Source organism: Mycobacterium sp. 852002-51163_SCH5372311 (assembly GCF_001667115.1).
Taxonomy (GTDB): Bacteria; Actinomycetota; Actinomycetes; order Mycobacteriales; family Mycobacteriaceae; genus Mycobacterium.
The window spans coordinates 1-26,457 of the sequence record NZ_LZIJ01000066.1; the positions used below are offsets into that span (position 1 = coordinate 1).

Genomic DNA, 26,457 nt, shown 5'->3' on the forward strand with positions numbered 1-26,457 from the left:
TCGCCGGCCGTAATGATCCCGCGCTCGACAGGTTGGTCGGGTTTTTCGTCAACACCGTGGTGTTGCGAGTCGATCTGGCCGGCAATCCCACCATGGCCGAGTTGTTGGCTCAGGTGCGCGCGCGCAGCCTGGCCGCCTACGAACACCAAGACGTGCCCTTCGAGGTGCTGGTCGAGCGGCTTAACCCGACCCGAAGCCTGTCGCATCACCCGCTGGTGCAGGTGATGTTGGCCTGGCAGAACTTCGCCGCCCACGACGATGGCGCCGTGGCCACGTTCAGCTTGGGTGACCTCGACGTCACGCAGGTCCCGGTGGACACCCGCACTGCCCGTATGGACTTGACCTTCTCGCTGGCTGAACGCTTCACCGAGGACGGTGAGCCCGCCGGGATCTTCGGGGCGGTGGAATTTCGCACCGATGTGTTCGACGCAGCCAGCATTGGGGCGCTGATCGCGCGGTTGCGGCGGGTGGTGGTGGCGCTCACCGCCGATCCCGCCCGGCGGTTGTCGTCGATCGATGTGCTCGACGAGCCCGAGCATGCGCGTCTGGATCAGCTCAGTAATCGGTCGGCGTTGAGCCGGCCCGCACCAGGCGCGGCATCGATTCCGGTGTTGTTCGCCGCGCAGGTGCAGCGCCTCCCGGAGGCGGTGGCGATTCGCTGCGGGCCGGGTTCGTGGACCTACCGCGAGCTGGATGAGGCCGCCAACCGGTTGGCCAACCTGCTGGCTGGCCGGGGTGTCGGTGCCGGTGGCTGTGTGGCGTTGCTGTTGTCGCGGTCGGCTGAGGCGGTCATAGCGATGTTGGCGGTACTCAAGACCGGGGCGGCTTACCTGCCGGTCGACCCGGCGCATCCGCGGTCGCGGATGGAGTTCATGCTCACCGATGCCGCACCCCTGGCCGTCGTCACCAGCGCGGACCTGTCCGCACAGCTGGACGGCTTTGATGTGGTGGTCATCGATGTCAATGACCCTGCGGTGGATCGCCAGCCCAGCACCGCGCTGCGGGCGCCGGCTCCTGATGACATCGCTTACCTGATTTACACCTCGGGCACCACCGGGGTCCCCAAAGGGGTGGCCGTCACCCATCGCAACTTGGCCCACTTGGCGGAGTCCTCGCCTCCTCACCTGCCGGTGACACAGGTGTGGACGCAGTGCCATTCGTATGCGTTCGACTTTTCGGTGTGGGAGATCTGGGCTGCGCTGCTTCAGGGTGGGCGGTTGGTGGTGGTGCCCGAGTCGGTGACGAGCGCACCGGATGACTTCCACGACCTGCTGGTTGCGGAAGCGGTCAACGTGTTGACCCAGACCCCCTCGGCGGCGGCGGCGCTCGCCCCGGAAGGGCTGGAGTCGACGGCGTTGCTGCTTGGCGGGGAGTCCTGCCCGCCGGAGGTGGTGGATCGGTGGGCGCAGGGACGCGTGGTGATCAACGCCTACGGCCCGACGGAGGTCACGGTATACGCGTCGATGAGCGCCCCGTTGACGGCTGGGGCGGGGGTGGTGCCGATCGGCTCGCCGGTCGCGGGGGCGGCACTGTTTGTGCTCGATGGGTGGTTGCGCCCGGTGCCGGTCGGGGTGCTGGGGGAGTTGTACGTGGCCGGTCGCGGGGTGGCGTGCGGGTATGCGGGCCGGGCCGGATTGACCGCCTCGCGGTTTGTGGCCTGCCCATTCGGCGGGCCGGAGACTCGGATGTATCGCACCGGCGATTTGGTGTGTTGGCGCGTTGGGCAGTTGGAGTATTTGGGCCGCGCCGATGAGCAGGTGAAGATCCGCGGGTACCGCATCGAACTCGGCGAAATCCAAACGGCCCTAGCCGCGGTGGCGGGGGTCAAGCAGGCGGTGGTGATCGCCCGCGAGGACCGCCCGGGGGATAAGCGTCTGGTGGGCTACGTCACCGGCACCGTCGACCCGGCCCAGGCGCGCGCGCAGTTGGGTGAGCGGCTACCCGCGTATATGGTGCCAGCGGCAATCGTGGTGATCGAGGCGCTGCCGGTGACGCCGACCGGCAAGCTGGACACCCGCGCGCTGCCGGCACCGGAATATCAGGCCCTGGATCGTTATCGCGCCCCCAGCACCCCAACCGAGGAACTTCTGGCCGGCATTTACGCCCAAGTGTTGGGTGTCGAGCGCGTCGGGGTCGACGATTCTTTCTTCGATCTGGGTGGGGATTCGCTGTCAGCGATGCGTCTGGTCGACGCGGTCAACGCCGGGCTGCGTGCCCAGGTCACGGTGCGCGCGGTGTTCGAGGCGCCTACGGTTGCCCAGTTGGCCCCGCGTGTCGGGGCGGAGGCAGGCCGGTATGCCCCGTTGGTGCCTGCCGAGCGACCGGCGGCGGTGCCGTTGTCGTTTGCCCAAAACCGGTTGTGGTTCATCGACCAGTTGCAGGGCCCTTCACCGATTTACAACCTGCCAATGTCGTTGCGGCTGCGGGGGCCGCTTGACACCGAGGCGTTGGGTGCGGCGCTGGCCGATGTGGTGGGTCGTCATGAGAGTCTGCGCACGCGGTTCCCGGCCGTCGAGGGGATACCGCGCCAGCTGGTGGTGCCGGTTGAGCGTGCCGACTTCGGCTGGCAGATTGTCGATGCCAGCGATTGGCCCCCCGCCCGGCTGGGTGAGGCCCTCGAGACGGTGGTGCGGTACAAGTTCGACCTGTCCACCCAAATCCCGCTCCACGCCACGCTTTTCCGTCTCGGCCAGGACGAGCACGTGCTGGTAGCCGTAGTGCACCACATCGCCGCCGACGGCTGGTCGATCGTCCCGCTGGTGCGTGACCTGGGGATGGCCTACGCCAGCCGGCGCGCGGGGCAACCCCCCGGCTGGACGCCATTGGCGGTGCAGTATGTCGATTACGCGCTGTGGCAGCGCGCGCAGTTGGGCGAGCTGCACGACCCGAACAGTGCCATCGCCGGACAAATGGCCTACTGGGAGAACGCCCTGGCCGACATGCCCGATCGCCTGCAGCTGCCCACCGACCGACCCTATCCACCGGCGGCTGATTTCCGCGGCGCCAGGGTGGCGGTGGACTGGCCGGCGGGGCTGCAGCAGCAGGTGGCGCGCGTGGCACGCGAGCACAACGCATCCGGTTTCATGGTGATTCAGGCCGCCCTCGCAGTGCTGCTGGCCAAGCTCAGCGCCAGCGCAGATGTGGCAGTCGGATTCCCCATCGCCGGGCGGCGCGACCCCGCACTCGATGAGCTGGTCGGGTTTTTCGTCAACACCTTGGTGCTGCGGGTCGATTTGACCGGAGATCCCAGTTTGGCCGAGCTGCTGGCCCAGGTGCGAGAGCGCAGCCTGGCCGCCTACGAACACCAAGACGTGCCCTTCGAGGTGCTGGTGGAACGGCTCAACCCGACCCGCAGCCTGACCCATCACCCCCTGGTGCAGGTGGCTTTGGCTTGGCAGAACTTCGCCGGGCAGGACACTACGAAGCTCGCCGCCGGATTGGCCTCGGGTGACCTGCAGATCACGTCGCTGCCGGTGGACACCCACACCGCTCGCATGGACCTGACCTTTTCGCTGGCCGAACGCTGGACCGAGGCCGGCGAACCCGCCGGGATCGGCGGCGCGGTGGAATTCCGCACCGACGTGTTCGACGCGGACACCATAGCGGCGCTCATCAAACGGTTGGAGCGGGTATTGGCGGCTATCACTGCCGACCTAAGCCGGCCGCTGTCGTCGGTGGATCTGCTCGATGAAGCTGACCACGCCCGCCTCGACGAGATCGGTAATCGGGCAGTATTGACCCAGCCCGAACCGCCCGCGCCGGTTTCCATTCCGGTGTTGTTCGCCGCGCAGGTGAAGCGTGCCCCAGATGCGGTGGCAATTGTGTGCGGCGATTGTTCGTGGACCTATCGCGAGCTGGAGGACACCGCTAACCGGTTGGCGCACCTGCTGGCCGACCACGGTGCGGGCCCGGGACAATGTGTGGCACTGCTGTTTTCCCGGTCCGCCGAGGCGATCGCGGCGATCTTGGCGATACTCAAAACCGGGGCAGCCTACGTCCCGGTCGACCCGGCGCTGCCTGAAGAACGGATCGCCTTCATCCTCGCCGATGCCACACCGATCGCCGCAATCACCACGGCGGCACTGCAATCGCGGCTGGATGGGCACGATTTGGCCGTCGTCGATGTCGGTGACTTCGCTGACTCCGCTGTGCACAGCCAACCCAGCACGGCACTACCGGCGCCGGCCCCTGACGACATCGCCCACATCATTTACACCTCGGGCACCACCGGTGTGCCCAAAGGTGTGGCGGTCAACCATTACAACGTGATTCAGCTGTTCGACTCGCTGGATGCCGGCGTGGAGTTGGCGCCGGGGCAGGTGTGGACGCAGTTTCACTCGTTGGCCTTCGACTTTTCGGTGTGGGAAATCTGGGGTGCGCTGTTGTACGGCGGACGGCTGGTGGTGGTGCCCGACGAGGTGACGCGCTCGCCGGAGGAATTCCACGACCTGCTGACTGCCGAACGGGTCAGCGTGTTGACCCAGACCCCCTCGGCTGTGGCAATGCTCTCGCCCGCGGGGTTGGAGTCGGCGTCGTTGGTCATCGGCGCTGAGCCCTGCCCGGCCGAGCTGGTGGATCGCTGGGCGCCGGGGCGGGTGATGATCAACGTCTACGGCCCCACTGAGACGACTATGTGGGCGGCCAAGAGCGCGCCGTTGACGGCGGGGTCGGGGTCGCCGCCGATCGGCTCGCCGGTGCCGGGGGCTGCCTTCTTCGTACTGGATGGCTGGTTGCGCCCGGTACCGACCGGTGTAGTTGGCGAGTTGTACATCGTCGGCCGCGGCGTCGGGTGTGGGTATTGGCGCCGGGCCGGGTTGACCGCGTCGCGGTTTGTGGCGTGTCCGTTCGCGGACGGTGCGGGTATGCGGGGACGACCTGGACAACGGATGTATCGCACAGGGGATCTGGTGCGTTGGCGCACTGATGGACAGCTGGACTATCTGGGCCGCGCCGATGAGCAGGTCAAGATCCGCGGCTATCGCATCGAGCTGGGCGAAGTTCAGGCGGCGCTGGCCGGGCTGGACGGGGTGGAGCAGGCGGTGGTGATCGCCCGCGAGGATCACCCCGGCGACAAACGCCTGGTGGGCTACATCACCGGGGTCGCAGACCCGGTCGAGACGCGCGTGGCGCTGGCCGCGCGGCTACCGGCATACATGATCCCCGCGGCGGTAGTGGCGCTTGACGCATGGCCGGTGACGGTCAACGGAAAGCTTGACAAACGCGCCCTGCCAGCACCGGAATATCAGGGCATCGATCGGTACCGCGCCCCGGCCACCCCCACTGAGGAGACGCTCGCCGATATCTACGCCGAGGTGCTCGGGCTCGAGCGCGTCGGGGTCGACGACTCGTTCTTCGACCTGGGCGGGGATTCGTTATCGGCGATGCGCGTGATCGCCGAGATCAACACGCGCCTGGAGACCCACGTTGCGGTGCGAACACTATTCCATGCGCCGTCCGTTCGGACCTTGAGCCGGCAGCTGGGGACACCCGCCAGTGAGCTAGAAGTAGTCCCTGTTGAGGTCCTCAAAGAGGGTACCGGTGTTCCGCTGTTCTGCATGCATCCCGGAGGTGGGATGAGTTGGCCGTATCAGCGTCTCGCCCATTACTTGGACTGCCCGATCATTGGAATTCAACAAATCCTTCAGGGCGAGGAAGCTGAACCTCAATCAATTCGCGAGATGGCGACGATCTATGCCGACAGGATTCAAGAGGTCGATTCTAGCGGGCCCTACAATCTTCTCGGCTGGTCTTTTGGCGGTCTCGTCGCTCATGAACTCGCCATCGAGCTTCGGCAACGTGGATACGAGATTGGGCGCCTCATCATTTTCGATGCTCAATTCAGTCTCGAAGGCGCGAGCCTGCCGAACCATCCCTTAGAGGACAAACAGATGCTGGAAGAAGCCTTCCGGTTCTATGGCATCGATATGCCCGAGCGGGATGAGCCACTCACCTACCAGCAGCTGGAAAAGGTAATGCTGGAACGGGGAGTCACAGAATTCCCTCGGTACAAACGGCTTGTGGATTGGCTGATCCAAAACTTCAATAGAAATATGGAGTTGCAGCGAACTCACGAACCTCGTGTCTTCGACGGTGATATGACCATCTTTTCGGCTGCGCGGGATGAGAGCGATCGCGGTTCATATCTCATCCAAGCTTGGCGGCCGTACATCGCCGGCGACATTACGGAGTACTCGGTCGATTGCCCACATGAAGAAATGTTGACTGTGGAATCGCTCAACCTATATGGCCAACAACTCAAACTCTTATTAGAAACCGAAGGCGGCATGATGGTGAACAAATCAACGGGGTCTCACAATCTCTGATGAATTGTCCGCTCTCCGGGCTTGCATCGACAAGCAGTCGACAGCTGTGTGAGGTTTCTGAAGCCGAAGGCCGAGTAGCGCTTTCCAGCCGTCGGTGATCGCGTCGGCTTTCGGCTGCCGTGGCCATAATGTGGCTTTGGTCACGGGCAATTCACGTGATCTGACGTTGGGTGTTTTGCCTGTTCAGGCGCGACGCAACGGGGCGCGCCGGTGCTTTGGCCGTAACACGCCGTTAACAGAAGGTGCCTACTGTTCGGGTATGGATCGACAGAAGGAATTCGTCCTCCGCACGCTCGAGGAGCGAGACATCCGCTTTGTGCGGCTCTGGTTCACCGACGTGCTCGGCTACCTCAAGTCGGTCGCAATCGCGCCGGCCGAACTCGAAGGTGCCTTCGAAGAAGGCATCGGCTTCGACGGGTCGTCGATCGAGGGGTTCGCGCGGGTGTCGGAGTCTGACACCGTCGCGCACCCGGACCCGTCGAGCTTCCAGGTGCTGCCCTGGACCACCAGCACCGGCCACCACCACTCCGCGCGGATGTTCTGCGACATCACCATGCCGGACGGCTCGCCGTCGTGGGCGGACCCGAGGCACGTACTGCGGCGTCAGCTCGCCAAAGCCAACGACCTCGGCTTCTCCTGCTACGTGCATCCGGAAATCGAATTCTTCCTGCTGGAGCCCGGCCAGGACGACGGCTCGTCGCCCGTACCGATCGACAACGCCGGCTACTTCGACCAAGCGGTGCACGAATCGGCCTCGACATTCCGCCGGCACGCGATCGAGGCGCTGGAGTTCATGGGCATCTCGGTGGAATTCAGCCACCACGAAGGCGCCCCGGGCCAGCAGGAAATCGACCTGCGGTTCGCCGACGCCCTGTCGATGGCCGACAACGTGATGACGTTCCGTTACGTCATCAAAGAGGTCGCGCTGGAGGAAGGTGTGCGGGCGACGTTCATGCCCAAGCCTTTCGGCCAGCATCCCGGTTCGGCCATGCACACGCACATGAGCCTGTTCGAGGGCGACGTCAACGCCTTCCACAGCGACGACGACCCGCTACAACTGTCGGATGTCGGCAAGTCGTTCATCGCCGGAATCCTGGAACACGCCTCTGAAATCAGCGCGGTCACAAACCAATGGGTCAACTCCTACAAGCGGCTGGTGGTCGGCGGAGAGGCGCCCACCGCCGCTTCCTGGGGCGCGGCCAACCGGTCGGCGCTGGTGCGAGTCCCGATGTATACGCCGCACAAGACGTCGTCGCGACGGGTCGAGGTGCGCAGCCCCGACTCGGCGTGCAACCCCTACCTGGCGTTCGCCGTGCTGCTGGCCGCCGGATTGCGTGGGGTCGAAAAGGGCTACGTGCTGGGGCCGCAGGCCGAGGACAACGTGTGGGACCTCACGCCCGAGGAACGCCGCGCGATGGGTTACCGTGAGCTGCCGTCCAGCCTGGACAGCGCGCTGCGCTCCATGGAGGCCTCCGAACTTGTGGCGGAAGCGTTGGGGGAGCACGTCTTTGACTTCTTCTTGCGCAACAAACGCCGGGAGTGGGCGAACTACCGCAGCCATGTCACCCCCTACGAGCTGAGGACTTACCTCTCGCTGTAGCGGTTGCGCTAACGTCGATTCGTGACCAAGCCCGCGACGGAGCGACCCAGGCTGCCCAGTGCCGGGCGACTCGGCTTGGTCGACCCCCGCGCCGGCGAGCGCCTGACGCAGCTCGGCTGGTATGACGTAACCGACCAGAAAGACGAACAGGCGCACCTCGAGCTGCTGTGGTCGTTGTCGCGCGCGCCCGACGCCGACGCCGCCCTGCGAACCCTGATAAGGCTCTTCGAGAACCCGGACACCGGGTGGGATGAGCTCAACGCTGCCCTGCTCACCGACCGGAGTCTGCGCGGGCGGTTGTTCGCCGTTCTCGGCTCGTCGCTGGCGCTGGGCGATCACCTGGTTGCCCACCCGCAGTCCTGGAAACTGCTGCGCGGCAAAGGCATACTGCCCAGCCGGGAACAGCTGGCCCAGGCGTTCAACCAGTGCTGTGACGAATTACAAGACGACGCCTTGGCCGGGTCCGGGTCGGCCGTGCCGCGGCTGAGTGCGTTGTACCGCGACCAGCTGCTCGTGCTGGCCGCGCTGGACCTGGCCGCGACGGTCGAGGACGAACCGGTGCTGCCGTTCACGCTGGTGGCCGCGCACCTGTCGGACACTGCTGATGCGGCACTGGCGGCGGCGCTGCGGGTCGCCGAGGCGACCATGTGTGGTGCCAACACACCGCCCCGGCTCGCCGTCATCGCGATGGGCAAATGCGGTGCGCGCGAACTGAATTACGTCAGCGATGTCGACGTCATCTTCGTCGCCGAGCGTGCCGACGCGCTCAGCGCCCGAGTGGCCAGCGAGATGATGCGGGTGGCCTCATCCGCGTTCTTCGAAGTCGACGCGGGGCTGCGGCCGGAAGGGCGCAGCGGCGAGCTGGTCCGCACGCTCGAGTCGCATGTCGCCTACTACCAGCGGTGGGCGAAAACCTGGGAGTTCCAGGCGTTGCTGAAGGCCCGCCCCGCGGCCGGCGACCCTGAACTGGGCCGGCGCTACCTGGATGCGCTGATGCCGATGGTGTGGGTGGCCTGCGAGCGCGAGGACTTCGTGGTCGAGGTGCAGGCCATGCGGCGGCGAGTCGAACAGCTGGTGCCCGCCGACGTCCGTGGCCGCGAACTCAAACTCGGTACCGGCGGCTTGCGGGACGTGGAATTCGCGGTGCAGCTGCTGCAACTGGTACACGGGCGCGGCGACGAGTCGCTGCACGTGGCGTCCACGGTCGACGCGCTGAAGGCGTTGAGCGAGGGCGGTTACATCGGGCGCGAGGACGCGGCCAACCTGACCGCGTCGTACGAATTCCTGCGGCTGCTCGAACACCGGCTGCAGCTGCAGCGGCTCAAGCGCACCCACCTGCTGCCGGAATTCGACGACGACGAAGCGGTGCGCTGGCTGGCACGGGCGGCCCACATCAGGCCCGACGGCCGCCACGACGCGGCGGGCGTGCTGCGCGAGGAGCTCAAGAACCAGAACGTGCGGGTGTCACGGCTGCACGCCAAGCTGTTCTATCAGCCCCTGCTGGAGTCGATCGGGCCGGTGGGCCTGGACATCGCCGGCGGTGGCATGACGCCGGAGGCCGCGGAGCGCCAGCTTGCCGCGCTGGGCTACGAAGGCCCCAAGACCGCGCTCAAGCACATGTCCGCGCTGGTCAACCAGAGCGGTCGGCGTGGACGGGTGCAGTCGGTCCTGCTGCCCCGACTGCTGGACTGGATGTCGTATGCCCCCGATCCCGACGCCGGGCTACTGGCCTACCGCCGGCTGAGTGAAGCGCTGTCGACCCAGACCTGGTATCTGTCGACGCTGCGCGACAAGCCCGCGGTCGCCAAGCGGCTCATGCACGTGCTGGGGACCTCGGCGTATCTGCCGGACCTGCTGATGCGCGCGCCCGAGGTCATCCAGCAGTACAGCGACGGGCCGGCCGGCCCGAAGCTGCTCGAAGCCGACCCTGCCGCGGTGGCCCGCGCCCTGATCACCTCGGCTGCCCGGCACAGCGACCCGATCCGGGCCATCGCCGCCGCCCGCTCGCTGCGCCGTCGTGAGCTGGCCCGCATCGGTTCGGCCGATCTGCTCGGCCTGCTCGAGGTCACCGAGGTATGCCAGGGGCTCACTTCGGTGTGGGTGGCGGTGCTGCAGGCCGCTCTGGACGCGATCATCCGCACCAACCTGTCCGAGGATGGCAAGCCGCCGGCCGCCATCGCGGTGATCGGCATGGGCCGGCTCGGTGGCGCCGAGCTGGGCTACGGGTCGGATGCCGACGTGATGTTCGTCTGTGAACCGGTTTCCGGCGTCGACGATTCCCGGGCCGTCCGGTGGTCGACGACGATCGCCGAGCAGGTTCGGACACTGCTGGGGACCCCCAGCGTCGACCCGCCCCTGGAGGTCGACGCGAATCTGCGGCCGGAGGGCCGCAGTGGTCCGCTGGTCCGCACGCTGGCGTCCTACGCGGCCTACTACGCGCAGTGGGCGCAGCCGTGGGAGATTCAGGCGTTGCTGCGCGCCCACTCGGTTGCCGGCGATGCCGATCTGGGCCAGCGGTTCCTGCTCATGGCCGACAAGACGCGCTATCCGCCCGACGGCGTGTCAGCCGATGCGGTACGGGAGATTCGCCGGATGAAGGCCCGGGTGGAATCCGAGCGGCTGCCGCGCGGCGCGGATCCCAACACCCACACCAAGCTGGGCCGCGGAGGCCTGGCCGACATCGAGTGGACCGTGCAGCTGCTGCAGTTGCGGCACGCCCACGAGATCCCTGCCCTGCACAACACCTCGACGCTGCAATCGCTGGACGTGATCGCCGAGACCGGGCTGGTCCCGGCCGAGGAAGTAGACCTGCTGCGGCAAGCCTGGCTGACGGCCACCCGGGCGCGCAACGCACTGGTGCTGGTTCGTGGCAAGCCCACCGACCAGCTACCGGGGCCCGGCCGCCAGCTCAACGCGGTCGCGGTCGCCGCGGGCTGGCCCAACGACGACGGGAGCGAGTTCTTGGACAACTACCTGCGGGTGACCCGGCGGGCAAAAGCCGTGGTGCGCAAGGTGTTCGGAAGTTGAGTCAGGACGCCGGCGCGCTGGACGCCCTGTTCGAGGTGTTGAGCGCGGCGGAGGCGCAGCGGGTGACGGCACTGTACGCTCCGCTGGCCGACGCGGTACGGGAACTCGTCGACGCCACGATTCGCACCGAGATCGACGAGGAGGTCGTCGCGCAGGCGCGCACCGCGATCGAGGCCGTCACCCGGTCGCTGCGGCAACGCACCCGGCCAGTCGGGGTGAGCTATCGGGTCGACGGTCGGCCGCTGCCACTGGGGAACGCAGTCGTCGGCGTGTGCAACCCGATCGCGCCGCCGATCGTCGTCAATCATCTGGGCGGCGGGCGCTGCTGGAGCGAGTTCGTCCTCGGTTCGGCTTACGAAGGCCCGCCCAAGCTGGTGCACGGCGGCGTCAGCGCGCTGGTACTCGACCACATGCTCGGCGAGGCGGCCAGCGAAGGGCTGTCCAAGCCGCGATTCACCGGGACCATCACCGTCAAATACCTGCGCGGCACGCCGCTGGGCCCGCTTCGTTGCGACGCTTGGATCGACAGCAGGGAAGGTGTGAAAGTGTTTGCGCGCGGCACTATTTCGGATGCCGCGGGGGTCACCGTCGAGGCCGATGGTGTGTTCATCGAGCCGGCGTGGGCACGGGACGGGCAACGCCGGCCGTGAAGTTCTACGTCAGCAGTGCCTTTCTCAATACCCGGGAGATCATCGAGATCGCCAGGGTCGCAGATGAACTCGGATACGACGGTATCGGCATCCCCGACCACGTCGTCAACCTGGAGACTTTGCAGACCCCGTACCCGTATACCAAGGACGGGCAACGTCGCTGGCAGCCCTTCACCGACTGGCCGGATCCCTGGGTGCTCGTCGGTGCGCTGGCGCAGGTCACCGAGCGGCTGCGGTTCGTCACCACGGTCTACATCCCCGCCATGCGCAACCCCTACTCGGCCGCGAAAGCTATTGGCACCGCGGCTGTTTTGGCGTCCGGCCGGGTGGAGCTTGGCATCGGTGTGGGCTGGTGCCGTGAGGAGTTCGCCTTGATGGGTGAACAGTTCGCCGCCCGCGGCAAACGCACCGACGAGATCATCGATTTGATGCGGGCGCTGTGGGAGCCGGGCTGGACGGAGTTCGACGGTGAGTTCTTTCAGGCTCCGCGGCTGGAGATGCAGCCGACGCCGCCGCCGATCCCGGTCTACGTCGGCGGGCTCAGCGAGGTCGCGCTGCGCCGCGCCGCCCGCAACGACGGCTGGATCGGCGACTTGATCAAGACCGACCGGGCCATCGAGGCGGTTCGCCGGCTGCGCGAACTGCGGGCCGAAAACGGCTTGTCCATGCGCGATTTCACCGTCCTGACACCTTTGACCGACGCGTTTACTCCGGCCGACTACCAACGTGCCGCCGATGTCGGTATCACCGGCATCATCACCATGCCGTGGATGTTCTACGCCGGGCCCGACGCTTCCTTGGCCGACAAGATCGACGGCATGCGCCGGTTCCGTAAGGACATGGCGCTGGACTAGCGCTGGACTAGCGTGAGCAGACGCAAAATCCCCATTTTCGTGGCCGTTTGGGTGATTTTGCGTCTGCTCGCGGGGGCACGCATACTGCAACGCATGGTGTTTACGGTGGTATTCGCGAATGGTGAAGCGCGTGACTACGGTGCCTTCGACAGCTTCGAGGTCACCGATGCCGGCGTGTTGATCATTCAGATGAAGCGCGAGGACATCAACCGGCATTATGTCGCTCCAGGTGCGTGGCTGGAGGTGGTCGAGATGGTCGACGGAACGCCGGTACGGATGTCGCGCGGGATCATCGGTCATCGCCCCAAAATGTGAGGGCCATTACCGCCGAGCAGACGCAGAATCGCCCATTTCGGTGTAGAAATGGGCGATTCTGCGTCTGCTCGCGGGGGAGCCGGGGCCTTCTCTACACGTCGTAGTAGAGCGCGAACTCGTAGGGGTGCGGCCGGATGTTGACCGGGTCGATCTCGTTTTCGCGCTTGAAGCTGATCCACGTCTCGATCAGGTCAGGCGTGAAAACGCCTCCCTCCGTGAGGTATTCGTGGTCGGCCTCCAACCGGTCGATCACGTCCGCCAGCTGGGTGGGGGCCTGCGGAATGTTCGCGGCCTCCTCCGGCGGCAACTCGTAGAGGTCCTTGTCGACGGGTGCCTGCGGCTCGATCTTGTTCTTGATGCCGTCCAGGCCGGCCATCAGCATCGCCGAGAACGCCAGGTACGGGTTGCCCGACGAGTCGGGGCAACGGAACTCCAGCCGCTTGGCCTTCGGGTTGTTGCCGGTGATCGGGATGCGCACGCATGCCGACCGGTTGCGCTGGCTGTACACCAGGTTGATCGGTGCCTCGTAACCAGGAACCAGCCGCTTGTAGGAGTTCACCGTCGGGTTGGTGAACGCCAGCAGCGACGGCGCGTGGTGCAGCAGGCCGCCGATGTAATGGCGTGCCGTGTCCGACAGGCCGGCATACCCGGTCTCGTCGTACATCAGCGGGCTGCCGTCTTTCCACAGCGACTGGTGGGTGTGCATACCCGAGCCGTTGTCGCCGAACAGCGGCTTGGGCATGAACGTCACGGTCTTGCCGTTCTGCCATGCGGTGTTCTTGACGATGTATTTGTAGAGCTGCAAGTCGTCGGCGGCGTGCAGCAGCGAGTTGAACTGATAGTTGATCTCGGCCTGGCCGCCGGTGCCGACCTCGTGGTGGCCCTTCTCCAGAATGAAGCCGGCCTTGATCAGGTTGGTCAGCATCTTGTCGCGCAGGTCGACGTAATGGTCGTTGGGGGCAACCGGGAAGTATCCGCCTTTGTGGCGCACCTTGTAGCCGCGGTTGGCGCTGCCGTCGGTCTCGGTCGCGTTTCCGGTGTTCCACCACCCCGAGATCGCGTCCACCTCGTAGAACGAGCCGTTGGCGGTCGAATCGAAGCTCACCGAGTCGAAGATGTAGAACTCCGCCTCGGCGCCGAAGTACGCGGTGTCGGCGATGCCGGTGCTGGCCAGGTAGGCCTCGGCCTTGCGGGCGATGTTGCGTGGGTCGCGCGAGTACGGCTCCAGCGTGAACGGGTCATGCACGAAGAAGTTGAGGTTCAGCGTCTTCGCCTCGCGGAACGGGTCGATCTGCGCGGTGTCCGGGTCGGGAAGCAGCACCATGTCGGACTCGTGGATGGCTTGGAACCCGCGAATCGACGAGCCGTCAAAGGCCACGCCCTCTTCGAACAAGGTCTCGTCGAGCACGGTCGCCGGAATGGTGAAGTGCTGCATGATCCCGGGTAGGTCACAGAACCGGACGTCGACAAACTCAACGTCTTCGTCTTTCGCGAGTTTGAAGACGTCGTCGGGCGTCATTTCCGTCACTGAAGGCTCCTTTACTTGGTAATTCGCGGCCGACGCTATGGAGTTGTTATTGCTCGTTTGTCAACCCCGTGTTGCGCAGACGTTACGCGACCATGCCGCCCGCAACGGACTCCGGGTAACTGTCGCCCTATTGTGAGGCCATGGCCCGCAAGATCGTAACTGGTGTCCGTTGACCTGGGATCTGGGGCCACATCGATGACCGCAGGATCGCAGCCGGGATACCCCGGCGAGACGCTCGGGTTGCCGCAGACGGGGCCGGGCTCACTCGCATCGATGGGCCGCCGCCTGGTCGCGCTGATCATCGACTGGCTGATTGCCTACGGCCTGGCATTGCTGGCGATGGGATTCGGCGCGTTCCCAAAGGCGATGTTGTCGACGATGATTCTGGTCGTCTGGCTGGTGCTCGGCGCGGTGTCGGTACGTCTGTTCGGATTCACACCCGGCCAATTGGTGGCGGGCCTGCAGGTCGCGGCCGTGGACGGCCGGATCCCGGTGGGCATCGGCCGGCTGACGGCGCGGGGTCTGTTGATCGGGTTGGTGGTCCCGCCGCTGTTCACCGACACTGACGGACGGGGCCTGCAGGACCGGCTCACTGGAACCGCAGTCGTCCGGCGCTAGGCCTGGTGCGGCGCTAGCTATTTACGGCGCACTGTGCGCTGAATGCCGCGCATCTTGCCGGCATTGGGCAGCGGCCCCTTGGGGAGGGCGCCGGCGCCGGCTCGCGATCCCAGCGCGGACATTCGCGACTCCAGCGAGTCGATCTGCTTGGTGTTGATGTTGACCGGAAGACGAGTCAGGTGGCGCTCCAGCTTGGCCAGCGGAACTTCGCCGTCGCCGTTGCCGACGACGATGTCGTAGATCGGCACGTCGCCGACCAGCCGCGCGGTGCGCTTCTTCTCTTGTGCCAGCAGCGGTTTGACCCGGCTCGGCGACCCCTCGCCGACAAGGATGACACCGGGACGGCCGAGTACCCGGTGGACCACGTCCAAGTGGCCGGTGCCGGCCACGCCCGGGGTCACCCGCCACTTGCCACGCATGTTGTCGAGCACCCACCCCGCGGCGCCGGTTTGGCCTTCGGCCTGGCGGTAGATGCTGCGCTGGGCACGACGCGTGAAGATGATGAACGCCACCAGCGCGCCCAGCACCACGCCGAGCACGATCATCATGATCATGGCGATCCCGCCGGACAGCACGCCGACGGCCGACGATACCCCGGCGACCAGCACGAAGGCGCCGATCATGTACGGCAGCAGCCGCTTGTCCTCTTTGCGCTGCGTGGTGAAGACCTGCCACATCTGAGCGCGCCGCTCACGACCGGCGGCCTTGGCGGCTGCCTTCGCCTCGGCTCGGGCGGCCTTGTTCTCCGCGGCGCTTCGGGGTTTAGCCATAGTCACCAAGGATAGTTGCGATCAGCGCGCTGCCGCGGCGCGGTGGCGGGCCGCCGCTTGCGCGTACAGCCGGCCCGCGCGGTAGGACGACCGCACCAGTGGCCCGGCCAGCACTCCGTCGTACCCGAGCCCTTCGGCGTATGTCGCGTACTCGGCGAACTCCTCGGGCGGTATCCAGCGCTCGACCGGGTGGTGACGCGTCGACGGCCGCAGATATTGGGTGATGGTGACGATGTCGCAGCCCGCAGTGCGCAGATCGACCAGTGCGGTGCGCACCTCGTCTGGTGTCTCGCCCAGGCCGAGGATCAGGTTGCTCTTGGTGACCAGGCCGAAGTCGCGCGCCGCGGTCAGCACATCCAGGCTGCGCTGATAGGTGAACGCAGGCCGAATCCGTCTGAAGATGCGGGGGACGGTTTCGACGTTGTGCGCCAACACTTCTGGGCGTGACTCGAAGACCTCGTTCAGCCGGGCGGCCTCGCCGTTGAAGTCGGGGATCAACAGTTCGACACCGGTAGCGGGATTGAGCTCTTTGATGGCACGCACGGTCTCCGCGTAGAGCCAGGCGCCGCCGTCGGGCAGGTCGTCACGGGCGACACCGGTGACGGTGGCGTAGCGCAGACCCATCGTTTGCACGCTCTGGGCGACCCGGCGGGGCTCGTCGCGATCCAGGGCAGCAGGCTTGCCGGTGTCGATCTGACAGAAGTCGCAGCGACGGGTGCACTGGTCGCCGCCGATCAGGAAGGTGGCTTCCCGGTCCTCCCAGCATTCGAAGATGTTGGGGCAACCGGCCTCTTCGCAGACCGTGTGCAGGCCCTCCCGGCGGACCAGGCTCTTCAGCTCGCTGTACTCCGGTCCCATCCGCGCACGGGTCTTGATCCACGGTGGCTTGCGCTCGATCGGGGTCTGCGCATTGCGCACTTCGAGGCGCAAAAGCTTGCGGCCTTCGGGCAAAGTCACGGTATCGATGCTACGCGGGCGGGCCTGGCCGGCTGCCAGGTCAGCGCGAGGCGTCCGTCCAGGGCGTCGCACACGGCATCGGCGACGGGCGCGCGGACCTCCTCGACGGTAACCGTGCGCCCGAGTTCGGCCGACAACGACGTGACACCGGCGTCGCTGATGCCGCACGGCACGATGGCGGTGTATGCCGCCAAGTCGCAGTTGCAGTTGAGCGCGAACCCGTGCAGCGTCGTGGCGCGCGATACCCGCACGCCGATGGCGGCGACTTTGCGTGCCGGACGGCCACCGTCGGCCGGCAGCCAGACCCCGGAGCGGCCGTCGACCCGGCGCACGTCCAAGCCCAGATCGGTGCACACCTTGATCAGCGATTCCTCAAGGCGCCGAACGTAATTGACCACATCCAGCGGCTCTGCCAAGCCGATGATCGGATAGCCGACCAGCTGCCCAGGACCATGCCAGGTGATCTTGCCGCCGCGGTCGGTGTCGACAACAGGAGTTCCGTCAACCGGCCGCTCGTGTGGCTCGGTGCGGCGCCCGGCGGTATAGACACCGGGATGTTCCAGTAGCAGCAAGGTGTCGCGGCCGCCGGAGACGCGGGCGTCGGCCAGATCCCGCTGCAATTGCCACGCGGCACGGTAGTCGATCGTCTGCAGCCAGCGCACGTCGATCGCGGACGCTGACGACCGGATGGAACTCATGCCCGTGAGGTTACTCGGATGCGTGTGCGCGGCCCTCGCGTCCGGTTTTCAGGGCCACGCTCGGCGCGGAGAGGGCCTAATCCGCGTCGCGCCGCGCGGTGGCGTAGGCGAGCGCTTCGCCGATGGTGTTGTGGTGGAACTGGAAACCGGCCGCCTCGAGGGCCGACGGGATGGCGCGCTGACCGGTCAGCAGTCCCTCGTCGGCGAATTCGCCCAGTGCCGCCCGTACCGCGAAACCGGGCAGCGTCAACGGGGTCGGCCGGTTGACCGCGCGGCCGAGGGCGGTGGTGAACTCGGCGTTGGTAACCGGAGCCGGCCCGGTCATGTTGACCGGGCCGGACAGCGAGGAGTGCGAGATGGCGAACAGCAGCGCGCGCACCTCGTCTTCCAGGCTGACCCAGGACATGTACTGCCGGCCGCTGCCGAGCCGTGCCCCCAGACCCGCCGAGAACAGCGGTCGCAACTTGCGCAGCGCACCGCCCGCGGGGGCCAGCACCACCCCTGTGCGTGCCAGCACCACCCGGCAACCCGCGTACTGCGCGGGCAACGTGGCGGCTTCCCAGTCCTCACAGAGCTGCGCCAGGAAACCCGTTCCGGCCCTGTCATTTTCGTCGACCACACGGTCTTTGGTGTTCCCGTAGTAGCCCACCGCGCTGGCATTGATCAACGTCTCGACGCCGGCGTCGGCTACCGCGGCGGACAGCACTTCGGTGGGCGCGATCCGGCTGTCCCGCAGGCTCTGCTTGAATGCTCCCGACCAGCGACGCCGGCTGATGTTCACGCCGCACAGATTGACGACGGCGTCCACCTCGGCCAGCGCGTCGATGTCGAACTCGCCGCTTTCCGGATTCCAGTGCAGCTCTTCGGAGTTCGTCGGTGTACGACGAACGATTCGCAACACCGGGTGGTCGTTGGCGCGCAGCGCCGCGGCCAACGCCGAACCGATCAGGCCGGACGAACCCGCGATGGCGATAACGGCCTTCCGACCAGCTCGAGCCACGTCGTCACAGTCCCAAATCGGCCTCGAACGCTCCCTCTTCGAGCCGGTTCTTGATGGTGGTGAGGAAACGCCCGGCATCGGCACCGTCGATCAGCCGATGGTCGTAGGTCAGCGGCAGGTAACAGATCGACCGGATCCCGACCGACTCGTTGCCCAACGCGTCGACGACCACTCGCGGGCGCTTGACAATGGCCCCCGTGCCCAGCATGGCGGCCTGAGGCGGAACCAGGATCGGGGTGTCGAACAGCGCGCCCTGGCTGCCGATGTTCGTGATAGTGAAAGTGCCGCCGGACAATTCGTCGGGTTTCAGGTTGCCAGAGCGCGCCCGTGCGGCGATATCGACGATGGCGCGGGCCAACCCGGCCAGCGACAGGTCGCCGGCATTGTGAATGACGGGGGAGAGCAGTCCCTGTTCGGTGTCGACCGCGAAGCCGAGGTGCTCGGCGTCGTAATAGGTGATTTCCTTGGTTTCCTCGTTGTAGCTCGCGTTGATGTTGGGATGAATCTTCAGCGCGTCGATCGCGGCGCGGGCGATAAACGGCAGATAGGTCAGATTCACGCCCTCGCGTTCGGCGAACACGGCCTTGGCTCTGGCCCGCAACGCCACGATCTTGGTCATGTCGACCTCGTGGGTCTGGGTGAGCTGCGCGGTGGCCTGCAAGGATTCGCGCGTTTTGTTGGCGGTGATCTGGCGGATCCGGCTGGCCTTCTGCGTGGTGCCGCGCAGGTGGGCCAGCGCGGGCGCCGCGGTGGGCGCCGCTGAAACGCCTGCCGCCGGCGCAGCGGGAGCTTGAGCGGCCGGCGCTGGGACGGCGGGTGCCTGCCTGGCCTGTTGCTTCTGCTCTGCGGCGGCCAGCACGTCCTGCTTGCGGATCCGGCCGCCAACGCCGGTGCCGGTCACCTCTGCCAGGTCGATGTTGTTCTCGGCGGCCAGTTTTCGGACCAGCGGGGTCACATAGGGCCCGCCGTCACCCTCGGCTGCCGCGGCCGGCTCGGCTGCCGGTTCGGGCTTGGTTTCTGGCTTGGGTTCGGGTTTGGGTTCCGGCTTCGGTTCTGGTTTGGGTTCCGGTGGCGGGGCCGGTTTGGCCGCTTCGGCGGCGGGCTCCGGTTTGGGTTCGGGTTTGGGTTCCGGCTTGGGCTCCGGAGCCGGAGCGGGCTGGGCACCGGTCTCGGAAGCGACGCCGACGCGCGCAAGCTCGCCGCCGACCGCGACCGTCACGTCCTCCTCGGCGGTGATACTGACCAGGACGCCGGCCACCGGTGACGGAATCTCGGTGTCCACCTTGTCGGTGGACACTTCCACCAGCGGCTCGTCGACCTGAACCGACTCGCCGACTTTCTTCAGCCAGCGCGTCACCGTGCCTTCGGCCACCGACTCGCCGAGTTCGGGCATGAGCACCGGCGTCGCGCTCTCGCCGCCGGAGGGTTGCTGGGCGCGTGCCGCCGGCTCAGGCTCGGGTTCTGATGGCGCCTGCGCTTGCGGTTCGGGTGCGGGTTCCGGTTCGGGCTGTGGTTCTGGTTCCGGTTGAGCCGCCGCGGCGCCCCCGGAGGTGTCTGCCTGCGAAGCTCCGCCATCGGTTCCATCGCCAATGATGGCCAGCTCGCCGCCGACCTCGACGGTGTCGTCCTCCTGGGCGATGATCTTGGTCAGCACACCCGCGGCCGGTGACGGAATTTCGGTGTCCACCTTGTCCGTCGACACCTCCACCAGAGGCTCGTCGAGTTCGACGGTGTCGCCTTCTTGCTTGAGCCAGCGGGTGACCGTTCCCTCGGTGACGCTCTCACCAAGTGCCGGCATCTGGACGGAGAACGCCATTCGTTTGACTCCTCGATCACTCGTGGGTCGGCCCAGGTCGTCATCTGGCTTACCACACCGTCGAGTACCGGAGGAGGAACCCAGATAGAACGAAACTATCCTGTCATCGCCCGTTTGTGGGCACACATTCAGGGCGTAGTGGTCGGGGGGACGGCGCCGGCCAGCTTGCTACCGTGTGCCCACAGCTCAACTCCCAGGTAGCGAGGTTCGATGGCGGTATCACCACAGGCGCCCCAGCGGTTCGTGGACAGCGCGGACGGCGTGCGCATCGCGGTCTACGAGGAAGGCAACCCCGAGGGGCCGACGGTGGTGCTGGTGCACGGCTTTCCGGACTCGCATGTCCTGTGGGACGGGGTCGTTCCGCTGCTGGCCGAGCGGTTCCGGATCATCCGTTACGACAACCGCGGTGTGGGGTTGTCGTCGGCGCCCAAACCGGTATCGGCGTACACCATGGAGCGATTCGCCGACGACTTCGCGGCCGTCACCGGCGAGCTCAGCCCCGGCCAGCCAGTGCATGTCCTGGCCCACGACTGGGGTTCGGTGGGTGTGTGGGAGTACCTCACCCGCCCGGGCGCCGGCGACCGGGTCGCCTCCTTCACGTCGGTGTCCGGCCCGAGCCAGGACCAAGTGGTCCACTACATCTTCAGCGGGCTGCGCCGGCCGTGGCGCGTGCGTAGGTTCACCCGGTCGATCGTCCAGGCACTGCGGTTCAGCTACATGGTGTTTTTGTCGATACCCGTGCTGGCGCCGCTATTCCTGCGGGTGGCGCTGTCGCGGGCGTCGGCGCGGCGCAACATGGTCGACAACATCCCCGAGGACAAGATCCATCACTCCGCGAAATTGGCCAGCGATGCCGCCCATTCGGTAAAAACCTACCCCGCCAACTACTTTCGCTCATTCGCCAGGAAGCGGCCGGTTCCGATCGTCGACGTGCCGGTGCAGCTCATCGTGAACACCCAAGACAAGTACGTGCGCCCCTATGGGTACGACGAGACCGCACGCTGGGTCCCGCGGCTGTGGCGCCGCGACATCAAGGCCGGACACTTCTCACCGATGTCGCACCCGCAGGTGCTGGCGGCCGCGGTGCATGACTTCGCCGATGTGGCCGAAGGCAAGACGCCGAGCCGGGCGATGCTGCGGGCACAGGTGGGGCGGCCGCGCCAGTACTTCGGCGACACTCTGGTGTCGATCACCGGCGCCGGCAGCGGAATCGGCCGCGAGACCGCGCTCGCGTTCGCGCGCGAGGGCGCCGAGGTATTGGTCAGCGACATCGACGAGGCCGCCGTCAAGGAGACCGCCGCAGAGATCGCCGCGCGCGGCGGCGTCGCGCATCCCTATGTGCTCGACGTGTCGGACGCCGACGCCGTCGAGGCCTTCGCCGAGCGGGTCACTGCCGAGCACGGCCTGCCCGACATCGTCGTCAACAACGCCGGCATCGGGCAGGCGGGACGGTTCCTGGACACCCCCGCCGACCAATTCGACCGCGTGCTGGAGGTCAACCTCGGCGGTGTGGTCAACGGCTGCCGGTCGTTCGCCCAACGTCTGGTCGAGCGCGGCACCGGCGGGTACATCGTCAACGTTTCGTCGATGGCGGCGTATGCGCCGCTACAGTCGCTCAGCGCCTACTGCACCGCCAAGGCGGCGAGCTTCATGTTCTCCGATTGCCTGCGGGCCGAACTGGACTTCGCCGGGGTGGGACTGACCACCATCTGTCCCGGTGTCATAAACACCAACATCATCAGCAACACCCGCTTCGACGCACCGGTGGGCCGAGATGAGCGGGTCGACGACCGGCGCGGCCAGCTGAACAAAATGTTCGGGGTGCGCCGTTACGGGCCGGACAAGGTGGCCGACGCCATTTTGTCGTCGGTCAAGAAGAAGAAACCGATTCGTCCGGTCGCTCCGGAAGCCTATGCGCTGTACGGCCTTTCGCGGTTTTTGCCGCAGGCCCTGCGCAGCACCGCACGCATGCGCGTGATCTGAAAAGGCTCAGACGCGAGCCGTTTCGGAGCGTCGCACCAGCAGCGCACCGCCGATCCCGACCGCCCGACCAGCGTTAGCGGAATGGACCAGCTGCGCCGGGTAGACAGCGACGACTCGCATTGCGCCACAAAGTCGGTGTGCGGGATGACTTGATTGAGGATCGGGATGTTGGCCCCGTTCCTTTCGTTGGCATTCTTGGCCGCGGAGAGATCGGAGGCGATCCCGCTGCCACATGCCACGGAACCGCCGTTGCCGTCGGACACCGACACCGGCACCAGGAGTCCGATCACGCCGGCGAGCAACAGCAAAGCTCCCACCGCGATGATCACCCGTCGCGCAGTCATTGTTGGCCTCCCGTCGAATAACACCTGGTAAGACGGTTAGCCGCTAGATCGGGCGGTTAAACGTGAGAACTCTGTGAAGCGACTTGCCCGGTCCAGTATTAGTTCGGGCTGCTCGGGGTATCCGCCGGTGTGTTCCCGAGGAAAGGACCGCTTATGACGGCGACCCGAGAGATGGCCGCTACCCGGGAGGTGAGAGCGTCCTGCCAGCAGATCTGGGACGTGCTGGCCGACGGATGGACGTACAGCCAATGGGTGGTGGGCAACAGCAGGACTCGTGCGGTCGACTCGCACTGGCCGCAGCCGGGGTCGGCGATCCGGCACTCGATCGGGGTATGGCCGTTGGTGATTGACGACCAGACCACGGTCGAAAGCTGTACCCCTGGCCGGGAACTCGTGCTGCTCGCCGGCCTGGGTTCGCTTGGCGCCGCCCGGATAACGATGCGGCTGACCGAGATTCCCGACGGTTGCCGAGTCGAGATGATCGAGGTTCCGGCGGCCGGTCTGGTCAACGTGATTCCCGACCGACTGACGCTGGCAGCCATCTATCCGCGCAACCGGGAGTGCTTGCTGCGGCTGACAGCATTGGCCGAACGTCTCGAACCCGGGCAGGTCAATTAGCGATGACGGATGTCGTCGACGCGGTCGTGATCGGTGCCGGACACCACGGCCTGGTCGCCGCATCGATGCTGGCCGATGCCGGTTGGGACGTGCTGGTGCTCGAAGCCCAGCCCGAACCGGGCGGCGCGGTACGCAGCGCCGAGCTGACACCGGGCTACATCACCGATCTGTTCAGCTCGTTCTATCCGATGACGGTGGCCTCGCCCGCGATGGCGGCGTTGCAGCTGGAGGATCACGGGCTGCGATGGTCGCATGCGCCGGCGGTGGTGGGCCATCCGCGCAGCCCGGATGACGACGACCCGCCCGTCCTCTACCGCGATCCCGCGCGCACCGCTTCGGAATTCGCGCGTCGCGAACGCGCCGACGGCGACAATTGGTGGCGGGTCGTGGAGTTGTGGAACAGGATCAAAGCGCCGCTGCTCGACGCCATGTTGGCGCCGTTTCCACCCGTTGTTCCGATGCTGCGGTTGCTGCTCAAACTCGGTACCTCCGAGGCGATGCGGCTGGCCCATCTGCTGGTGCAGCCGGCGAACACCATGGTGGATCGGCTGTTCGACGGCGAGGCGCCGCGAGTGTTGTTGCTGGGCAACGCAATGCACGCCGACGCCCCGCTGGATGCGCCGGGCAGTGGCGCGTTCGGGTTCTTGATGACGATGCTCGGCCAGGACTATGGCTGGCCGGTGCCGGTGGGCGGTTCCGGTCAGTTGACGTCCGCTCTGGTCAAGCGGGCGTGTTCAGCCGGAGCGCGAATTGAATGTAGCCAGAACGTTTCTCGCATCCAGGTTCGCGGCCGTAGGGCTGTCGGGGTGAGCACAGCCGAGGGTCGGACGGTCCGCGCGCGGCGTGCGGTCGTGGCTGATGTGACCGCACCGCGATTGTTCTGCGACATGCTGCCGGCAGGCGTGGTTCCGGAGGGCCTGCGTCGCGAGCTCGAGCACTACGTGTGGGATCCGCCGGTGGTAAAGGTCAACTATGCGTTGGACAGTCCGATTCCGTGGCGGTCGGCGAGCCTGCAGGCGCCCGGCACTCTTCATCTGGGAGCAGACGGGCACGGGCTGGTGCGCTGGATGGCCGATCTGAACACCCGGGTCGTACCCGACCGTCCCTTCATGCTACTGGGACAGACCACCACAGCCGACCCGAGCAGATCGCCTGCCGGCACCGAAAGCGTTTGGGCTTACACGCATTTGCCGCGAAACGTGGCAGACGATGAGTCAGCGGAGCAGTTGGCCAAATCGGTGGACCAGGTAATCGAAGAGCATGCGCCGGGCTTCGGTTCGCGAGTGGTCGAGCGGTTCGTGCAACGCCCGTCGGACTTGGAGGCCAGCGATGCCAATCTGCATCTGGGCGCTCTGAATGGCGGAACCGCCTCACTGCAGCAGATGCTGATCTTTCGTCCCGCCCCTGGGATGGGACGCGCCGAAACCCCGGTCGAGCGGCTGTATTTGAGCAGCGCCTCGGCCACACCCGGGGGTTCCGTGCACGGCGCATGTGGACGTAACGCGGCCAATGCCGCGCTGGCCGCGCACGGCGTCACCGGTTGGCCACGACGCAAGTTGAGCCGAGCGGCGATCTCGCTGCTCACCAAGTAACGCCCGGCCGACCCGTGGGTTCATTCCGAATCCGTGGCGTCGGTTGTGAACTTACGGCTTTGGTTGTGAGTCCTGGGCGGAAATCTGCGCCGATTCCCGCCGTACGTGCACAACCAAAGCCGTAGCTTCACAACCAAAGCCGCAGGCTCACAATGAAAGCCAGACTGCTAGCCGTTCTGCACGATGTCGTCCAGCACCGCGAACATGGTGCGCGTCGGCACACCGGTGGCGCCCTTGGGGGTATAGCCCCACGCGCTGCCGGTGTTGTATGCCGGGCCGGCGACATCGATATGGGCCCACTGCACTCCGTCGGCCACGAATTCGCGCAGATACACCCCGGCCACCAGCATTCCGGCGAATCGCTGTCCGCTGACATTGGCCAAGTCGGCAACGGTGGATTTCAAATCGTCCTTGAGTTCGTCGGGCAGCGGCATCGGCCAGCCGTTTTCGCCGACGCGCTGCGAGATCGCGGCGACGCGGTCGCGGAACTCGTCGCTGCCCATAACGCCGGGAATCCGGGCGCCCAGCGCGACGGTCTGCGCCCCGGTCAGCGTGGACGTCTCGATCAGGTAGTCGGGATTGTCCTCGCAGGCCCGAACGATTGCGTCGGCCAGGATCAGCCGGCCCTCCGCGTCGGTGTTGAGTACCTCCACGGTTGTCCCGCCGTACTGCGTCAGCACGTCACCGGGACGTTGCGCGGTGGCCGACGGCATGTTCTCGGCCATCGGGACGGTGGCGATCACGTCGATGGGAAGCTCCAGTTGCGCGGCCAGCGCCACGGTGGCGATGACGGCGGCGGCCCCGCCCATGTCCGAGGTCATGTGGTGCATCGACGCGGCCGGCTTGATCGAGATCCCGCCGGTGTCAAAGGTGATGCCCTTTCCGACCAGCGCCACCTTCTTGGCCTTCCTGCCCTGCCGGGGATTGGCCAGCCGCGAGCCGCGGTGGATCAGCCGCACCAGCTGCGGCGGCCGCGACGAGCCCTGCCCGACGCCGATCACCCCGCCGTAGCCGGCTTTGCGCAGCGCCTTGTCGTCGAGCACCTCCACCTCGAGACCGACCGATTCGCCCAAAGCTTTTGCACGCTTTGCGAATTCGGCGGGAAACAGATGACTCGGCGGAGTGTTGACCAAGTCGCGGGCCGTCGCGACGGCGGTCGCGACGGCCGCGCCGCGCTCACTCTGCTTCTTGGCGTCCTTGGCGGTGGACAGCACGGTGATCCGGCGCAGTCCACTGTCTTTCGGCGCGGTCTTGGCGCTGCGGAACGCGCTGAACCGGTAGGCGCCCAGGATCAGCCCTTCGACGACGGCCGAGCAGGTGTCTTCGCCGGGCAACTCGCCCAGCGTGGTGATCACCGTCTCGGCGTTACCGAGCGATCGCGCGGCCACACCGGTGGCGCGCCGGATGGTGTCCGACGGCCACTCGTGACGGGGCTTGCCCAGGCCGACGGTCAGCACACTGCCCACTGGCAACGACGGCACCACCAGTCGGTGTACTTGTTCGCTGGCGCCGGTGGCGTCCAATGCGCGCAGGCCGGCCTCGATTTCCGCCACCACGTCGGCGGTCAGGAACGGCTCGGCTGACGCCACGACCGCCCCTGGCCGGTCGTCGTCGCCGGTCGAGACGACCGGCACCAGCAAGACCGAAGAACCCACGCTGCGCTTGGGCAGCGAGCTGGCGACGGTGACGGTGGGGGATTGGTAGGCCGATTCGATGGTCACGCGCACTCACCCTAGTCGGGGGACGGTGCCGTCCGAGTGAGCG

At 66.5% G+C, this 26,457-nt stretch carries 17 protein-coding genes and 1 pseudogene; 10 read left to right on the forward strand and 8 right to left on the reverse strand.

The window, feature by feature from the left end; all coding sequences use genetic code 11:
* The 6 genes from A5791_RS07980 to A5791_RS08005 form a co-directional block, all read left to right on the forward strand.
* The coding region (locus A5791_RS07980; RefSeq protein WP_156661066.1) for a non-ribosomal peptide synthetase at positions 1 to 6,323 on the forward strand (6,323 nt) is incomplete at its 5' end.
* 259 nt (positions 6,324 to 6,582) lie between these two features.
* The gene (glnA, locus tag A5791_RS07985; RefSeq protein WP_067233713.1) at positions 6,583 to 7,923 is read left to right on the forward strand and encodes a type I glutamate--ammonia ligase; all 1,341 of its coding nucleotides are present in this window, start codon (positions 6,583 to 6,585) and stop codon (positions 7,921 to 7,923) included.
* 21 nt (positions 7,924 to 7,944) lie between these two features.
* Positions 7,945 to 10,950 (forward strand): bifunctional [glutamine synthetase] adenylyltransferase/[glutamine synthetase]-adenylyl-L-tyrosine phosphorylase, encoded by a 3,006-nt coding sequence (locus A5791_RS07990; RefSeq protein ID WP_067233718.1) that lies wholly within the window; start codon positions 7,945 to 7,947, stop codon positions 10,948 to 10,950.
* Entirely contained in the window at positions 10,947 to 11,600 is a 654-nt protein-coding gene (locus A5791_RS07995; RefSeq protein ID WP_067233721.1) for a PaaI family thioesterase, read from the forward strand. The genes A5791_RS07990 and A5791_RS07995 overlap by 4 nt, the downstream gene beginning before the upstream one ends.
* Positions 11,597 to 12,454 (forward strand): TIGR03619 family F420-dependent LLM class oxidoreductase, encoded by an 858-nt coding sequence (locus A5791_RS08000; protein WP_067233787.1) that lies wholly within the window; start codon positions 11,597 to 11,599, stop codon positions 12,452 to 12,454. The genes A5791_RS07995 and A5791_RS08000 overlap by 4 nt, the downstream gene beginning before the upstream one ends.
* 39 nt (positions 12,455 to 12,493) lie before the next feature.
* A complete protein-coding gene (locus A5791_RS08005; RefSeq protein ID WP_156661067.1) occupies positions 12,494 to 12,769 on the forward strand; it encodes a hypothetical protein in 276 nt (91 codons plus the stop codon).
* Positions 12,770 to 12,860: 91 nt separating this feature from the next.
* On the opposite strand, the gene glnA (A5791_RS08010) is transcribed toward A5791_RS08005, so the two are convergent.
* Positions 12,861 to 14,297, reverse strand: coding sequence for a type I glutamate--ammonia ligase (gene glnA, locus A5791_RS08010; RefSeq protein WP_067233726.1), 1,437 nt, complete (start codon positions 14,295 to 14,297; stop codon positions 12,861 to 12,863).
* Positions 14,298 to 14,492: 195 nt separating this feature from the next.
* On the opposite strand from glnA (A5791_RS08010), the gene A5791_RS08015 reads away from it, so the two are divergent.
* Entirely contained in the window at positions 14,493 to 14,915 is a 423-nt protein-coding gene (locus tag A5791_RS08015; RefSeq protein WP_067233729.1) for an RDD family protein, read from the forward strand.
* Between the two features lie 17 nt (positions 14,916 to 14,932).
* Here the strand turns inward: A5791_RS08015 and A5791_RS08020 are convergent, their stop codons facing one another.
* The 5 genes from A5791_RS08020 to sucB all read right to left on the reverse strand — a co-directional run bounded on the left by A5791_RS08020 (position 14,933) and on the right by sucB (position 20,156).
* Positions 14,933 to 15,685 carry a DUF4191 domain-containing protein gene (locus A5791_RS08020; protein WP_067233731.1) on the reverse strand — a complete coding sequence of 251 codons (753 nt, stop codon included), beginning with the start codon at positions 15,683 to 15,685 and terminating at the stop codon, positions 14,933 to 14,935.
* A gap of 21 nt (positions 15,686 to 15,706) precedes the next feature.
* The gene (gene lipA / locus A5791_RS08025; protein WP_067233734.1) at positions 15,707 to 16,642 is read right to left on the reverse strand and encodes a lipoyl synthase; all 936 of its coding nucleotides are present in this window, start codon (positions 16,640 to 16,642) and stop codon (positions 15,707 to 15,709) included.
* The gene (gene lipB / locus A5791_RS08030) at positions 16,639 to 17,340 is read right to left on the reverse strand and encodes a lipoyl(octanoyl) transferase LipB (protein WP_067233737.1); all 702 of its coding nucleotides are present in this window, start codon (positions 17,338 to 17,340) and stop codon (positions 16,639 to 16,641) included. Before lipB ends, lipA begins: the two co-directional genes overlap by 4 nt.
* Before the next feature lie 76 nt (positions 17,341 to 17,416).
* A complete protein-coding gene (locus tag A5791_RS08035; RefSeq protein ID WP_067233740.1) occupies positions 17,417 to 18,340 on the reverse strand; it encodes a TIGR01777 family oxidoreductase in 924 nt (307 codons plus the stop codon).
* Between the two features lie 4 nt (positions 18,341 to 18,344).
* On the reverse strand, positions 18,345 to 20,156 hold the full coding sequence (gene sucB, locus A5791_RS08040) for a 2-oxoglutarate dehydrogenase, E2 component, dihydrolipoamide succinyltransferase (protein WP_067233742.1): 1,812 nt from the start codon (positions 20,154 to 20,156) through the stop codon (positions 18,345 to 18,347).
* A 210-nt stretch (positions 20,157 to 20,366) separates the two neighbouring features.
* On the opposite strand from sucB, the gene A5791_RS08045 reads away from it, so the two are divergent.
* Positions 20,367 to 22,139 carry an SDR family oxidoreductase gene (locus A5791_RS08045; protein ID WP_067233744.1) on the forward strand — a complete coding sequence of 591 codons (1,773 nt, stop codon included), beginning with the start codon at positions 20,367 to 20,369 and terminating at the stop codon, positions 22,137 to 22,139.
* Positions 22,140 to 22,145: 6 nt separating this feature from the next.
* Here A5791_RS08045 and A5791_RS25890 read toward each other — a convergent pair.
* Positions 22,146 to 22,483, reverse strand: a pseudogene (locus tag A5791_RS25890) (aminopeptidase).
* A gap of 153 nt (positions 22,484 to 22,636) precedes the next feature.
* Here A5791_RS25890 and A5791_RS08055 point away from each other — a divergent pair.
* Both A5791_RS08055 and A5791_RS08060 read left to right on the forward strand, forming a co-directional pair.
* Positions 22,637 to 23,101, forward strand: a complete 465-nt coding sequence (locus A5791_RS08055; RefSeq protein ID WP_231995833.1) for an SRPBCC domain-containing protein — start codon at positions 22,637 to 22,639, stop codon at positions 23,099 to 23,101.
* Positions 23,102 to 23,103: 2 nt separating this feature from the next.
* Complete coding sequence (locus A5791_RS08060; protein ID WP_067233749.1) at positions 23,104 to 24,693, forward strand: NAD(P)/FAD-dependent oxidoreductase; 1,590 nt, start codon at positions 23,104 to 23,106, stop codon at positions 24,691 to 24,693.
* 167 nt (positions 24,694 to 24,860) lie between these two features.
* Here A5791_RS08060 and A5791_RS08065 read toward each other — a convergent pair whose 3' ends face one another.
* On the reverse strand, positions 24,861 to 26,414 hold the full coding sequence (locus A5791_RS08065; protein WP_067233792.1) for a leucyl aminopeptidase: 1,554 nt from the start codon (positions 26,412 to 26,414) through the stop codon (positions 24,861 to 24,863).
* Between the last annotated feature and the right edge of the window lie 43 nt (positions 26,415 to 26,457).